Below are 14,954 nucleotides of genomic sequence, written 5' to 3'. Positions count from 1 at the left end.
TCACCTTTCGATTGCCGCTGATCAACCCCCTGAAAGACGAGGCCAATGATGACCTTGCCGCTACCCGTGGAACCGCCCGATCCCGGACCGACCTGCCGCTACGGCACCGTCGACAACTTCGCGATGGACGAATTCTGGAGCGGTGTCGCGGCCTTCCTCGGCGGGACGGCCAATGTCATCATGCAGCTCAGCCTGCGGCCGGTCGCCTATGGCGTCATGGAGAGCACGGTCGAATCCGGCCGCATCGACGTGCACCCGTGGAAGCGGACGCGCACCACACTGACCTATCTCGCGGTGGCGCTGATGGGCACCGAAGAGGATCGTGCGAACTATCGCGAGGCCGTCAACGGCTCACATCGGGCGGTGCATTCGAAGCCGGGCGCCGCGGTCAAATACAACGCCTTCGACCCGAAGCTGCAATTGTGGGTCGCCGCCTGTTTGTATTGGGGCCTTGTCGATCTGGAGGAGCGACTGCACGGGCCGATGGACGAGGACACCGCGGATGTGCTCTACCAGTACGCCGCTCGGCTCGGCACCACCCTGCAAATGCGACCGGAAATGTGGCCCCGCGACCGAAAGGCCTTCCAGGAGTATTGGAACGCCACTCTCGCGACCAAAACCGTCGATGCCCGCACCCGCGCCTACTTCAACGATCTCATCGATCTGAAGATGGTCGCCTGGCCGTTGCGCATATTCGGCCCGCTGCAGCGGTTCCTGGTGACCAGTCTGCTGCCGGCGCACCTGCGTGCGGAGATGCGCATGGATTGGAGCGAACGTCAGGAGCGCTTCGCCAACCGATTGCTGCGTGCGATCGGCGCCGTGCACCGCATACTTCCCAAGCCCGCCAGGCTCTTTCCGATGAACCTGTGCCTGTGGGATATGCGCAGGCGGCATCGTCTCGGCAAGCCGCTCGTCTGAGTTCACCCACCCCGCCGGCTGCCATCCCCCTATGACTTGCTGACCAGCGCGCGCAGAAAGAATGTGAGGTTGGCCGGACGTTCGGCGAGGCGGCGGGTCAGGTAGCCGTACCACTGGCCGCCATATGGCACATAGACCCGCATCGCATTGCCCGCGGCGGCCAGCCGCAATTGCTCGGGATCGCGGATCCCGTAGAGCATCTGGTGCTCGAATCGTTCTGGGCCACGGCTGGTTTCGGCGGCCAGCTGTTCGGCGGCGAGAACGAGCACCGGATCGTGGGTCGCCACCATCGGATAGCCGTCACCACGCATCAGGATCTCCAGACAGCGCAGGTAGGAATCGGTCACCTCGGCGGAGCGCTGATAGGCGACGGTACGCGGTTCCCGATACGCGCCCTTGCACAAGCGGATTCGGGATCCGGGACCGGACAGCTCGCGACAGTCCGTCTCGGTGCGACGCAGATACGCCTGCAATACCGCACCTAGCCAAGGGAATTCGGCGCGCAATTCGCGAACCGTGGCCAGCGTGGCCTCGGTGGTGGTGTGCTCCTCCGCGTCTACGGTGACCCACACACCGGCCTCGGCCGCCTTGGTGCACAGAATGCGCAGGTTCTCGGTGGCGATGGCCGGGCCGTCCGCGGGCAGTGCCTGCCCGAGAGCGGACAGTTTCACCGACACCTCGGTGCGCGCCGCGGTATCTCGGAAACCGTTCAATGCCGCCAGATCGTTGATCAGCGAAAGGTATTCGGCAACCGTGGCATCGGCTTGTGCCCGGTCGGTGGTGTTCTCCCCGAGGAAGTCGACGCTGATCAGTCGACGGCTCGCGAGCAGCCCCCGCACCACCGGAATCAACTCGTCGCGGCCCTCACCGGCCACGAAACGCCGGACGATCGCCGCGGTCACCGGCGTACCGGTGATGATGCGCTTCATCCGCGGTGAGGTGGAGGCCGCGAGTATGACCGGCCGCAGTGGATTCATTCCGACCCCATGTGCGGATACCGATGATCACCCGGCGGCACGAAGGTCTCCTTGATCGTGCGAGGCGCGACCCAGCGCAGCAGGTTCAGCGGCGAACCCGCCTTATCATCGGTGCCCGAGGCGCGCGCGCCGCCGAAGGGCTGCTGACCGACGACCGCGCCGGTCGGTTTGTCGTTGATGTAGAAATTGCCCGCGGCGAATCGCAGTGCGGCCGAGGCCTGTTCGACGGCCTTGCGGTCCTGGGCGAAGATCGCACCGGTCAATGCGTAGGGTGCCGCCGACTCCACCTCGGCCAATATCGCCGGGTAGGAGCCGGGTTCGGCATCGTCATAGACGTGCACCGCGAGGATGGGACCGAAATATTCGGTGGTGAAGGCATCGTCGCGCGGATCGTCCACTACCAGTACCGTGGGCCGGACGAACCAGCCCTCGCTGTCGTCGTATGTGCCGCCCGCCGGAATGGCGATGCCCGCCGACCTGGCGCGTTCGATGGCGGCCGCATTCTTGTCATAGGCGCGCCGATCGATCAGTGCCCCACCGAAATTCGTCAGATCGGTGACATCGCCGTAGCTCAGTTCGCGGGTCAGCTGCAGGAAGTCGTCACCGATCGTCCGCCATGCCGAGCGTGCGATATAGGCGCGCGAAGCCGCCGAACATTTCTGGCCCTGATATTCGTAGGCGCCGCGAATCAGCGCGGTACGCAACGCATCCGGATCCGCGGACGGGTGCGCGACGATGAAGTCCTTACCGCCGGTCTCGCCGACCAACCGTGGATACGAATGGTAGCGGCCGATATTCGCACCGACCTGGGACCACAGGAACTGAAATGTCTTGGTGGAGCCGGTGAAATGAATACCGGCCAGCCGTGGATCGACGAGCGCGACCTCCGATAGTTCGACACCGTCGCCGGTCACCATATTGATGACGCCCGGCGGGAGTCCGGCCGCCTCCAGCAGTCGCATCGTGTAGAAGGCCGCGAGCGTCTGCGTCGGCGAGGGCTTCCACACCACGGTATTGCCCATCAATGCGGGCGCGGTCGGCAGATTGCCCGCGATGGCGGTGAAATTGAACGGCGTGATCGCGTAGACGAACCCCTCCAGCGGGCGGTAATCCATCTGGTTCCACACCCCGGCGCTCGACTGCGGCTGCTGCTGCAGAATCTGGCGGGCAAACGCCACATTGAACCGCCAGAAGTCGACCAATTCGCACGGCGCATCGATTTCGGCCTGCTGGACCGTCTTGGATTGACCGAGCATGGTCGCGGCGGCAACCGTTTCCCGCCACGGCCCGGCCAATAGATCCGCCGCGCGCAGGAAAACGGCCGCCCGCTCGTCGAAGGACGTATTGCGCCAGCCGGGCGCCGCCGCGATCGCGGTCTCGATGGCGCCATGGGCTTCCGAATGCGTGGTGTCGGTATAGGTACCGAGCACATGCCGATGTCGGTGCGGGGCGACGATATCGTGCCGAGTCCCGATGCCGGGCCGGTGTTTGCCGCCGATAACCAGCGGAACATCGACGGATTCGGCGGCGATCGCGGTGAGCTCGGTGATCAGCAGTTCCCGCTCGGGACTGCCCGGCGCGTAGGAATGCACCGGCTCGTTGCTGGGGATAGGGACTACCGTGACAGCGTCCATACCCCAAGGCTAACGCCGTTACCGGGTCATCGGGGACGACCGCGGGACGTGTCAGCTCAGGCGTTTCGCCGCGGCCTCGATGCGTTCGTCGGATGCGGTCAGTGCGATGCGCACGTACTCCCCCGCGCCCGGCCCGTAGAAGTCGCCCGGTGCGGCGAGGATGCCGCGCTCGGCCAGCCAGTTCAGGGTGGTGCGGCACGGCTCGCCCCTGGTGGACCACAGATACAGGCCAGCTTCGGAGTGATCGATGCGGAAACCGGCGTTCAGCAAGGCCTTTCGCAGTACCGCGCGACGCGCACGGTAGCGCTCACGTTGCAATGCCTCGTGCGCGTCGTCACCGAGCGCGGCGGTCATGGCCGCCTGGATCGGGAACGGCACCATCATGCCGGAGTGCTTGCGCACCTCGAGCAGTTCGGCCACGAGTTCGGCATCGCCCGCCACGAATCCGGCGCGGTAGCTGGCCAGGTTGGAGGTCTTCGACAGCGAGTGCACGGCGAGCAGGCCGGTGTGGTCGCCGTCGCATACCTCCGGATCGAGGATGGAGACGGCTCGCCCCTCCCAGGCCAGACCGAGGTAGCACTCGTCGGAGGCCACGATCGCGCCGCGCTCACGCGCGAACTGCACCACCTTGCGCAGATGCTCGACACCGAGCACCTTCCCCGTCGGGTTCGACGGGGAGTTCACATAGATAAGGGCAGGCGATTGCGGACCCAACTGGGTCAGCCCGTCCGCTCGCGCCACCTTGGCACCGGCCAGCAGCGCACCCACCTCGTAGGTCGGGTAGGCGACCTCCGGGATGACGACCAGATCGTCCGCACCGAGGCCGAGCAGCCGCGGCAGCCCGGCGATCAGTTCCTTGGTGCCGATCACCGGCAGCACCGCGGCCGGATCGAGTCCGGTGATCCCGTAGCGCCGCTTCAGCGCGTCGACCGCCGCGACCCGAAGTTCGGGCCTGCCGTGCGTGGTCGGATAACCGGGCACCTCGGCGACCGAACTCAACGCCGCCCGGATCAGCGGGTCCACCGGATCGACCGGGGTGCCGACCGAAAGGTCGACGATCCCGTCCGGATGCGCGGCGGCCTCGGCCTTCACCGCCGCGATGGTGTCCCAGGGAAAATCGGGCAGCAGAGCGCTGACCCGGCGACGCGGTGACACAGCAGAACTCACTCAGTCCCTATTACTCATTCGGTCGCCATCGGCGGCAGCTCTTTGATGAACGGCGGGTCGTAGTCCACCTTGCCGACCTTCGTCGCACCGCCGGGCGAACCCAGCTCGTCGAAGAAGTCGACATTGGCGTTCACATAGCCACTCCACTGGTCCGGGGTGTCGTCTTCGTAGAAGATCGCCTCCACCGGGCACACCGGCTCACATGCACCACAGTCCACGCACTCGTCGGGATGGATGTACAGCATGCGACCACCCTCGTAGATGCAGTCCACGGGGCACTCTTCGATGCATGCCTTGTCCTTCACGTCAACGCACGGTTCAGCGATGATGTACGGCACTGCCGCTCTCCTAGTCTGTCCTCACGGGGATACTCCGCCCGGCGTCACACTATCCCGGCAACCCAGGTTACTCCCGGTCAGCCTGCCCTAACTAACTTCGTACCGCATACCGCTCGCTGGATATGAAACATCCCTGGCATCCGCGCCTTTGCGAATACTCCGAGCACGACAACCGAGAATCTGGTATCGACTAGCCCACCGTCAGTGGCAGCGCCGCGGAGATCTTCCGTGGTGGTACCCCATAAGTAGTGGTCCGTTCGCGCACCGGACGGCCGATGCCCTCGGCGATCTCGGCGAGTTCCGCGACGGTCTTGGCGGAACCGTGTTGCGATCCGGCCATCCGGGAGATGGTCTCCTCCATCAAGGTACCCCCCAGATCGTTGGCGCCGCCGTTGAGCATCATGCGGGTGCCCGCTGTGCCGAGTTTCACCCAGCTGGTCTGGATGTTATCGATGCGGCCGTGCAACATGATCCGCGCGAGAGCGTGCGCCGCGCGGTTGTCCCGAATGGTCGGACCCGGTCGCGCTGCACCGGCCAGGTACAGCGGTGCGCTCTGATGCACGAACGGCAGCAGCACGAATTCGGTGAAACCGCCTGTCTCGTCCTGGATTCCGCGCAGCACCCGCAGATGTCCGACCCAGTGCTTCGGATTGTCGACATGGCCGTACATCATCGTGGAACTCGAACGCACGCCCACCTGATGTGCGGTGGTGATCACCTCGACCCAGGCGGAGGTGGGCAATTTGCCCTTGGTGAGCACCCAGCGCACCTCGTCGTCGAGGATTTCCGCGGCCGTACCGGGGATCGTGTCCAGTCCGGCTTCCTTCAGCGCGACCAGCCAGTCGCGGATGCTCTGTCCGCCGCGGGATGCGCCGTTCACGATCTCCATCGGGCTGAACGCGTGCACATGCATCGACGGCACCCGCTGTTTGATCGCGCGCACCAGATCGGCGTAGCCGGTGACCGGGAGGTCCGGGTCGATGCCGCCCTGCATGCAGATTTCGGTCGCGCCGTCGACGTGCGCCTCCCATGCACGGTCGGCGACCTCGTCCATGCTCAGGGTGAAGGCGTCGGCATCGCCCTTGCGCTGGGCGAACGCGCAGAAGCGGCAGCCGGTGTAGCAGATATTGGTGAAGTTGATATTCCGGTTCACCACGTAGGTGACATCGTCGCCGTTGACGTCGCGGCGCAGTTGATCGGCGAGTGCGGCCACCGCGTCCAGTGCCGGACCGTCGGCCGTTGCCAATGCGAGGTATTCGGCGTCGGTGAGCCCGGCCGGATCGTTTTCGGCGGCCCGCAGCGCGGCGAGCACATCGGAATCGAGTCGCTCGGGCGCCGCGACGGCGAGGTCACGGGCCTGTTCGCGAATGGTGTCCCAGTCGCCGAAGGCGCCGACGACATCCTGGCCGAGCGCGGAATCGCTGCGGCTCTCGGTATTTCGGCCCTCGGTGTCGATCGAGGTATTGAGGTCGACGCGGCCCGCGGATTCCCACGACTCATCCGGTTCCTGCCAGGGCAGGCCGACCGGAATCGCATCCGGATTCGCCAGACCGGTTTTCGGATCGGTGAGCGCGGCGACGTGTGCGCCGATGCGCGGATCGACCCACGGGTTGCCCGCGCGCACGTATTTCGGGTGCGCCGAGGTGCGTTCGACGAGTTGATAGCCCGCGGCCTCGGTGATCTCGCGCAGCGTATCGAGGTTCGGCCAGGGCCGCTCCGGATTCACATGGTCGGGTGTGACCGGCGAGACGCCGCCCCAGTCATCGATGCCCGCATCGATCAGGGCCCGGCATTCCTCGTGCGACACCAGATTCGGTGGCGCCTGCACCGGAACGTCGGGGCCGAGCAGCAATCGGGTGACCGCGATGGTCGCCCGGAACTCCTCCATACCGGCGTCGGGAACATCGCGCATGGCGGTGTCGTCCTTGGCGCGGAAGTTCTGGATGATCACTTCCTGAATATGCCCGAACGCCTTGTGCTGCTTGCGAATCGCCATGATCGACTCGGCCCGCTCGGTCAGCGTTTCGCCGATGCCGACCAGAATGCCGGTGGTGTAGGGCACCGAAAGCCGACCGGCGTCGGTGATGGCGCGCAGCCGCACCGCCGGATCCTTATCCGGACTTCCGTAGTGGCAGTTGCCCTTTTCGGTGAACAGGCGGGTGGCGGTGGTCTCGAGCATCATTCCCATGGACTGCGCCACCGGTTTGAGCCGCGAGATTTCCTCCCAGCTCATGACGCCCGGATTCAGATGCGGCAACAGACCGGTCTCCTCGAGCACCATGATCGAGACGGCGCGCAGGTAGTCCAGCGTGGAGTCGTAACCGCGTTCGTCGAGCCACTGCGCGGCCTCCGGCCAGCGATCCTCGGGCCGGTCACCGAGGGTGAACAAGGCCTCCTTGCAGCCGAGCTCGGCGCCGCGCCGCGCGATCTCCAGCACCTCGTCGGGCTCGAGGAACATGCCCTTGCCCTCGGCGCGCAACTTGCCCGGCACCGTGACGAAGGTGCAGTAGTGGCATTTGTCCCGGCAGAGCTTGGTCAGCGGGATGAAGACATTGCGCGAATAGCTGATGGTCTTCGGCCGACCCGCCGATTCCAGTCCGGCATCGCGCACCCGGGCGGCGCTGCGGCACAGGTCGACGAGGTCGTCACCGCGTGCGTGCAGCAGTACCGCCGCCTCGTCCACATTCAGTGTCACACCGTCGCGGGCCCGCCGCAGCGCGCGGCGCATGGCCGACGGCGTTGGCGGTGCGGGCGGGACGTGCGGGGTCGCTAGCTCGGTCACGCCCTCGATCATGCGCTACACATCCTGGGCTGTCTCCCTCCAGTGCCTGTGAGCGGTGATAACTGCGGGGTTCGGCGCAGTATTCCGGATGGCCGGGGCGAATATTCCCGTGCAGGTAGGCGGGTTGGGGCGGAGGACAGAGACGGCCACGCCGGGGACGTGCAACCATGGCAAGCATGTCGCAGCCGCGCACGATCATGGCCGATCCGGCTTGGCGTCCGAGCATCAAGGCCAAGCTGTTGTGGACGATTCAGGCCGCGATGGGGTGGATGATTCCGGTGCTGGCGCTGATCGTCTGGGTGGTGGTCGACGCCGAGCGTCGAGGTGCACAGTTGGTGGTGTCCGCGGTGGCCATCGTGCTAGCGGCGGTGAGCATCGGGGTGATGCCGCTGTGGCGGTATGCGGTGCATCGGTGGGAGGTGACCGACGACGCGGTATACACCCGGGTGGGCTGGTTGACGGTGGAGAGCCGGGTCGCGCCCATCTCCCGGGTGCAGACCGTCGATACCGAGCGCGGACCGCTGGAGCGATTACTCGGGCTGGCGACGGTGACCGTGACGACGGCGTCCTCGGCCGGTGCGGTGCGGATCTCCGAGCTCGATCTGCCGGTCGCCGAACAGACCGTCAAGCGGCTGACCGAGATCGCCGCATTGCACCGCGGGGACGCGACGTGAGTTCATACCTACCCGAGCCCGATCTCGAGCAGCCGTGGTTGCGGCTGGATAAGCGAATGTTGTTGGTGCACCCCGTCAACGAGGTCGTGAAGTTCATCCCGGTGCTGATCGGGTCGGTGATCCTCGGCACCAATACCGGCAATCCGCTCTGGGGGCTCATCGCTTTGGCGGCGATCGTCGGCTTCGCGCTGACACGCTGGTTCACCACTACCTATCGAGTCGGGCCGACGCATGTCGAGTTGCGGACCGGGCTGATTCAGCGCAAGAAACTGTCGGTACCGCGGTCGAGGATCCGATCGGTCGATATCGAGGCCGATCTGCTGCATCGGATACTCGGGCTCGCGGTGTTGGCGATAGGTACTGGGCAGCACGCGGATTCGGGTGAGAAGTTCAAGCTCGACGCGTTGGATGCGGTTGTGCTGCCGCAATTGCGGTCGGTGTTGCTCGCGCATACCGCTGTTTCACCGGAACCTGCTGCTGGACAACAGGTTCCGAATCTCCGCAAAGACCTGCCGGTGTCCGGGAACACCCGCGAGATCGGTCATTGGCAACCCAGCTGGGTGCGTTACGCGCCCTTGTCGCTGACCGGTTTCGCGATCATCGCGCCCATTGTCGGTCTGGCATTTCAGTACGGGTTCGACCAGATCGTGTTCAGTTCGGACACGGTGCACAATATCGAGGACGGCAGCGCGGTCCGCATCGCTGTCGCCATCGCACTGCTGGTCGGCGCGATCGTGGTGATTGTCAGCCTGGCGGCCTGTGCGCGTTATCTGACAACGTATTTCGGGCTGCGGGTGCTCGATAACCAGCGCACACTGCATCTGCGCCACGGACTGTTCACGACCAGACAGATCACCCTCGATCTGGCTCGATTCCGCGGCGCGACCGTCAATGAGCCGCTGCTGCTGCGGATGGCCGGTGCCGCCGAGCTCGAAGCCATCATGACCGGTCAGAGCCCGCGTCAGAAGATCCTGCCCCAGGCGCCGCGCGCCGCGATCGAGCGCACCCTCGCGGAATTGCTCGCACCATCGGGTGCCAGGCATCCCGATGAGGCGACGGTGAGCACCGCACCGTTGATCGCGCACGGCCCGATCGCGCGCCGCCGTCGGTACACCCGCGCGCTCGGCCCGATCGCAGTCCTCGCGGCCCTGATGCTGATGAATTCCCTTGCCGGAGCGGAGTTTCCACTCTGGTGGTGGCTGCTGCCCACACTCACGGCCCTGATCGGGGCCGCACTGGCCGCGGACCGTTACCGCGGACTCGGCCACGCCGTCCTGCCCGCCACCGACAGCAGTCCGGCCTGGCTCATCACCCGCTCCGGCTCGCTCGACCGGGACCGCGACTGTCTCGAGGCCCCCGGCATTATCGGTTGGACTGTCCGCCAATCCTTTTGGCAGCGCCGCTCCGGCATCGCCACCGTCGTCGCCGCCACCGCAGCCGGTAAAAAGCGCTACCTAGTCGTCGACATACCACTCGACCAGGCCTGGACCCTCATCGAAGCAGCCACACCCGGCCGCCTCGGCCGCCGCTGACGCCGATCGGTTCACGCATTGCTTCGGATGTAGATGTAGAGCAGGGGCGGGACCAATCCGCAGAACAGCAACAGCAGGGTGCGCCAGTCGCTGCCCAGCATGATGTCGCCGCCGGGGCCGGTGAAGGAGCAGGTCAGGAAACCGAGGGTCCAGGCGGCGAGGGGAAGGATCATCGCGCCTACCCGGTGGGTTATGGAGCGGACTCCCATTACCAGTAGCACGTTGATCACCCCGGCCAGCACCGCGGACAGCGGGAAGGCGACGGTGTTGATGTATGTGGGGAGGTAGAGGACCTCCAGGGCGAGGGTGATCAGGCCGTCCACGACCAGGACGGCGATGATGACCGGGCCGAGCGGCAGATTCGCACGGGCTCCGAAGGTGCGGTCCGTTGCCTTGTCGAAGGTGACGTTCACGCCTCCGCCTGGCCAGCGCTCGGCTCCGCCATCCACGGCGCGCTGTGTCGATCGTTCACTCGCTGTCGCTCGCTCACGCGACCGGCGGGAAGCCGAGCAGGGTGAGCAGATGGCTCTGCATATCGACGAACGCGTACAGCACCGACATGTAGAGGTCGTGCTGTTGCTGCGCCCCAGGGCGCAGGCTGTCCACGAAGGCAGCGATGGCGTTCTGCAGATCCCAGTTGTACATGACCGGAGTCTAAGCCGAAATCAGTCACCTTCGATGGGGATGTTTGCGACGACCGGGAATTCTCCGGTGTAGCCCTGACGCATCCGGGCGATCGCGAGCACCCGCTTGCGGGCGGCGAACCAGCCGATGATCAGCGCCGGGATGAGCACCACGAGCGAGGCGACGGTCCAAGTGCCGACCGGATAGTCGACGCCGGTGAGCACCACCACGAAGAACAGGAATACCAGCGTGATCAGGCCGGTCCACGGCGCACCCCACATGCGGAACTGCGGCCGCTGGAGTTTGCCCTGTTTCCACCAGCGCCACAGCTGCAGTTGGCACAGCACGATGGTGGCCCAGGACGCGATAATGCCGAGCGAGGCCATATTCAGCACGATCTCGAAGGCGCGCTCGGGCACAACGCCGTTGAGCGCGATACCGCAGAGCGCGATCAGGCTGGTCAGCATGATGCCGCCGTAGGGCACACCGTTGCTGCCCATCACCCCGGTGAACTCGGGCGCGCTGCCGTTCATCGACATCGACCGCAGAATGCGTCCAGTGGAGTACAGGCCCGCGTTCAGACTGGAGAATGCGGCCGTCAGCACGACCACGTTCATGATGCTGCCGATGCCGGGCACCCCGAGCATGGTGAAGAAGGTGACGAACGGGCTCTCGCCGGACTTGTAGCTGGTGTAGGGCAGCAGCAGTCCCAGCAGCACGAGCGAACCGACGTAGAAGACCGCGATCCGCAGGATCACCGAATTGATCGCGCGCGGCATGATCTGCGCCGGATTCTCCGTCTCCCCCGCCGCGGTGCCGACCAATTCGACGGCGGCATAAGCGAATACGACACCCGAAGTGACTACGACCAGTGGCAGGATCCCGGTCGGGAACAGTCCGCCGTGATCGGTGACGATGCTCGGACCGGTCGACGCACCCTTGACGGTGAACCGGCCGATCAGGAATACCGTGCCGATGATCAGGAAGGCGCTCAGCGCGGCAACTTTGACCAGCGCGGCCCAGAATTCCATCTCACCGAACCACTTGACCGAGACCAGATTGACCCCGAGCACGAGCACCAGCGCGATGAACGCGAGCACCCACTGCGGAATATGAGTGAATCCGGCCCAGTAGTGAAAATATTGGGCAATCGCGGTGGTATCGGCGATTCCGGTCATCGACCAGTTCAGGAAGTACATCCATCCGGCAATGAATGCGGCCTTCTCACCGAAGAATTCGCGGGCATAGGAGACGAACGAACCGGATGACGGCCGATGCAGCACCAGCTCACCGAGCGCGCGCAGAATGAAGAATACGAATACACCGCAGACCGCGTAGACCAGGAACAGCCCTGGTCCAGCACTCGCGAGCCGACCACCCGCACCCAGGAACAGGCCGGTGCCGATCGCGCCGCCCATGGCGATCATCTGCAGCTGACGCGGTTTGAGGCTCTTGTGGTACCCGTGATCCTCGATGCTGAGGTGAGCTTTGTCGTCGACCGCTGTCATGAACCGCTATGCCTTCCACATCGATGTCCGAAACCACGAAGACCGTACTAGCCGTCGAAAACGACCGCCACAGCAACCCTCAGGCAATGGCTGGAACTAAAGCCCAGCGAACAAATCGTGTTCACGCCCGTCCGCCCCCACCGGACCGCGCGTACCACGGACCAAGACGAAGTGCTCCTCCGGAAGCACCGGCTGCGCGACATTATTGGACAGCGCGAACTCACGCCCCGACGGCGCGACGGTCACCTGTGTGGCGTGCGCCCGCAATGCCGCTCGCTTCGCGGCCAGCGAATCGGACACATCGATGGTTGTCGTCACCGTATGACTCGGCACGCTCGCGAGTTCCCCCGCGGCGGGCAAACGCCAACCGCGCGGCAATGCGCCGGGCAACCCCGCCACGGTCCGCCGGGCAAGCGCCTCGGTGTGCAGGCGCAACATATCGGCGTCGGTGACCGTCCAATAGAACTTCGGGGTGTCCCAGCCCTGTTCGGCCGCGGCGGTCACCGCCGCCGAGGTGACCCAGTGCGCCCGAATATGGTCGGGATGCCCGTAGCCGCCGCGCGGGTCGTAGCCGATCACCACCTCGGGCCGCAGTTCGAGCACGATCGCGGTCAGCGCCTCCACCGCGGCGGCACCGGAATGTACGAAGGCCCGCGGATGCTCCGCGGCAGGGGTGCCCGCCATACCGGAGTCGCGCCAGCGGCCCGCGCCGCCGAGGAAGCGCGGCGGTCCGGCCTGTAGCGCGGCCAGCGCCGTGGTCAGCTCCGCGATCCGGTAGCCGCCCAACTGATCGGCGTGCTCGGCGGTCAACAGGGCCCATTCGTCTCCGATGACCTCACCCTCTTCGCCGAGGGTGCAGGTCACCACCGTCACCGGTACGCCACGACGGCGGTAGTGCGCGATGGTGCCCCCGGTGGTGATGGACTCGTCGTCCGGGTGGGCGTGCACCAGCAGCAGTCCACCGGTCATGGGATCCTGCGCCACATCGCCGCATCACCGAAGATGCCGACCTGAATGGCACCGCTCAACGACGCACCGTCGACCCGCGGCCCGGATGCGGCGACCACATTGTCCTGCACGATCGGCAGCACCGTCGCCAATGCCCACAGCCGCGGCTCGGCCTCGGCCAGCGCCCGGCCGACCTCGACACCGCGCAATGATTCGTCGATCGGGGGTTGCAGCCCGGGATCGCAGATGCCGGACAGATTGCTCGGGGCCTTCTTGGCCGCCTCGACGGCGGTCTGCGAATCCCCGTTGCTCGCACCGGTATCCACCGGCGGACAGCCGTAGCGCGATGCGAGCACGGTGGCCGGATCCGAACCGGCGACCTCCCAGCCGACAATGGCGTCGACGCCGCCCTCGGTGAGTTCCTTGCCGTAGAGGGCATCGGCCGCGAGACTGCGCACGCTGGCATCGATTCCGGCACTGCGCAATTGGTCCGCGGCGGTATTGGCGACGGCCAGCGCGGTGGCGTCACCGGTCACCGCGCCGATCCGAATCGCCAGTGCCTTACCGTTTTTCGCGACCGAACGGGGCTGCGGCGCGGGTGAGGTCGGCGACTGCACCGGCGGCGTCTCGGGAGCCCGACCGTAACCCGCCTCACCCAGCAGCGCGAACGCCTCCTCCGCGGACGGCCGCGGCGGCGCGGTGGGCGCGTACCCGGGATCCGATGGAGGCAGGATCTGCGCGCGCACCGGCTCGACCCAGCCGCCGGTCTGCCCGGCGACGGTGGCCAGCAGCGTCGGATCGATCAGCGCGGTCACCCCGCGTCGCACCCGAGGATCGCTGAGATCGCCACTGCGCCCATTGATCACGAATTGCAGCTCACGCGACTGCGGCATGATCACGGTGCGCACCGATGGGATCGCGGCCAGCTGCGCCTGGGTCGCGACACCGCCGTGCACCAGCGCCATCTGCGCATCACCGGTGCGCAGCGAATCGGCCAGCTGCGCGGGAGTTCCGCCGCGGCGCAACAGAATCTGATCCGGCGCTGCCGGGGTGCCCCAGTACCGATCGTTGCGTTCGAGCAGGATCTCGTCGCGTCCGCGGTCGGTCGATTTGATCCGGAAGTTGCCGCCCGACACCTGAACTCCCTCGACCAGCCCGGTGGCGAACCCGCCGGGCTGATCCTTGATCAGATGCGAGGGCAGCAGATTCGTGAACAGCTCACGCCAGGCCGGATAAGCCTCGGTCATCGTGACGGTGACCGTCTTGCCGCCGCCGGAGGAGCTGATATCGGCGATGTGCCGATAACCCGCCGGATCGACGACACCCGGCTGGGTGATCATCTGCTGCCACAGGAACCGGAAGTCCTCCGCCGCGATCGGCGCACCATCGGACCAGTTCGCCTGGTTGCGCAGGGTATAGGTGATGGTGAACGGTTCCTGCGCGGTCACCTCGGCCGAGACGACCAGCGCGGTATCGGGCACCCATTCGGAGGCGCCGGGCACCGCGGGATTCGGCACCGGCCGGAACGGGCTCGGCAGCACCATCGAACTCACCGCGGCGGTGGCCGGTGACTGATCGGAGCGCAGATGCGGATTGAATCCGATGCCGATGTCATCGATGGCCACCACGACGGTGTTCTTACCGGGCTTGGCCGGTGTCGTCTTCGGGCTGTCGGTGCTCTCGATCGGCGGTGGCGGATTCGCGGTGCAGCTGGCGAGCACCACGGAGGAGGCCGCCATCATGATCAGCATCGCGCGTCGTATAGCCCCCGAGCTCACGTGCCGCACTCTACTTGGCCGCGCTGTCGCTCGGCCAAGTAGATCGCGGATCGCGCTGTGGCATCGGTTCACTC

At 66.0% G+C, this 14,954-nt stretch carries 13 protein-coding genes; 3 read left to right on the top strand and 10 right to left on the bottom strand.

All coding sequences use genetic code 11. The annotated features are described in order from the left end of the window. Positions 1 to 48: 48 nt before the first annotated feature. Positions 49 to 918, top strand: a complete 870-nt coding sequence (locus ACQP1T_RS06980; RefSeq protein WP_433762029.1) for an oxygenase MpaB family protein — start codon at positions 49 to 51, stop codon at positions 916 to 918. Between the two features lie 29 nt (positions 919 to 947). Here the strand turns inward: ACQP1T_RS06980 and ACQP1T_RS06975 are convergent, their stop codons facing one another. The 5 genes from ACQP1T_RS06975 to ACQP1T_RS06955 form a co-directional block, all read right to left on the bottom strand. Further along, a complete protein-coding gene (locus tag ACQP1T_RS06975; protein ID WP_433759113.1) occupies positions 948 to 1,895 on the bottom strand; it encodes a proline dehydrogenase family protein in 948 nt (315 codons plus the stop codon). Then, on the bottom strand, positions 1,892 to 3,529 hold the full coding sequence (gene pruA / locus ACQP1T_RS06970) for an L-glutamate gamma-semialdehyde dehydrogenase (protein ID WP_433759112.1): 1,638 nt from the start codon (positions 3,527 to 3,529) through the stop codon (positions 1,892 to 1,894). Before pruA ends, ACQP1T_RS06975 begins: the two co-directional genes overlap by 4 nt. A gap of 51 nt (positions 3,530 to 3,580) precedes the next feature. Next, positions 3,581 to 4,684, bottom strand: coding sequence for a succinyldiaminopimelate transaminase (dapC, locus tag ACQP1T_RS06965; protein ID WP_433762027.1), 1,104 nt, complete (start codon positions 4,682 to 4,684; stop codon positions 3,581 to 3,583). 26 nt (positions 4,685 to 4,710) lie between these two features. Beyond that, positions 4,711 to 5,034, bottom strand: a complete 324-nt coding sequence (gene fdxA / locus ACQP1T_RS06960) for a ferredoxin (RefSeq protein ID WP_040695137.1) — start codon at positions 5,032 to 5,034, stop codon at positions 4,711 to 4,713. 190 nt (positions 5,035 to 5,224) lie between these two features. Then, a complete protein-coding gene (locus tag ACQP1T_RS06955) occupies positions 5,225 to 7,828 on the bottom strand; it encodes a bifunctional FO biosynthesis protein CofGH (RefSeq protein ID WP_433759111.1) in 2,604 nt (867 codons plus the stop codon). Between the two features lie 164 nt (positions 7,829 to 7,992). Here ACQP1T_RS06955 and ACQP1T_RS06950 point away from each other — a divergent pair, with 164 nt between their 5' ends. Further along, entirely contained in the window at positions 7,993 to 8,490 is a 498-nt protein-coding gene (locus tag ACQP1T_RS06950; protein WP_433759110.1) for a PH domain-containing protein, read from the top strand. 56 nt (positions 8,491 to 8,546) lie between these two features. Continuing rightward, positions 8,547 to 10,022 (top strand): PH domain-containing protein, encoded by a 1,476-nt coding sequence (locus tag ACQP1T_RS06945; protein WP_433762025.1) that lies wholly within the window; start codon positions 8,547 to 8,549, stop codon positions 10,020 to 10,022. An 11-nt stretch (positions 10,023 to 10,033) separates the two neighbouring features. On the opposite strand, the gene ACQP1T_RS06940 is transcribed toward ACQP1T_RS06945, so the two are convergent. The 5 genes from ACQP1T_RS06940 to ACQP1T_RS06920 form a co-directional block, all read right to left on the bottom strand. Beyond that, positions 10,034 to 10,435, bottom strand: coding sequence for a hypothetical protein (locus tag ACQP1T_RS06940; protein ID WP_433759109.1), 402 nt, complete (start codon positions 10,433 to 10,435; stop codon positions 10,034 to 10,036). Positions 10,436 to 10,508: 73 nt separating this feature from the next. Next, on the bottom strand, positions 10,509 to 10,667 hold the full coding sequence (locus ACQP1T_RS06935; RefSeq protein ID WP_169338103.1) for a hypothetical protein: 159 nt from the start codon (positions 10,665 to 10,667) through the stop codon (positions 10,509 to 10,511). A 20-nt stretch (positions 10,668 to 10,687) separates the two neighbouring features. Beyond that, positions 10,688 to 12,154, bottom strand: a complete 1,467-nt coding sequence (locus ACQP1T_RS06930) for an amino acid permease (protein WP_433759108.1) — start codon at positions 12,152 to 12,154, stop codon at positions 10,688 to 10,690. A 96-nt stretch (positions 12,155 to 12,250) separates the two neighbouring features. Further along, entirely contained in the window at positions 12,251 to 13,123 is an 873-nt protein-coding gene (gene mshB / locus ACQP1T_RS06925; protein WP_433759107.1) for an N-acetyl-1-D-myo-inositol-2-amino-2-deoxy-alpha-D-glucopyranoside deacetylase, read from the bottom strand. Next, positions 13,120 to 14,853, bottom strand: a complete 1,734-nt coding sequence (locus ACQP1T_RS06920; protein ID WP_433762023.1) for an ABC transporter family substrate-binding protein — start codon at positions 14,851 to 14,853, stop codon at positions 13,120 to 13,122. Before ACQP1T_RS06920 ends, mshB begins: the two co-directional genes overlap by 4 nt. Positions 14,854 to 14,954 lie beyond the last annotated feature (101 nt).

It is taken from the genome of Nocardia sp. CA-135398, assembly GCF_050955845.1.
GTDB lineage: Bacteria > Actinomycetota > Actinomycetes > Mycobacteriales > Mycobacteriaceae > Nocardia.
The sequence above is the reverse complement of the archived record's forward strand: the minus strand, read 5'-3'. Positions and strand labels throughout refer to the sequence as shown.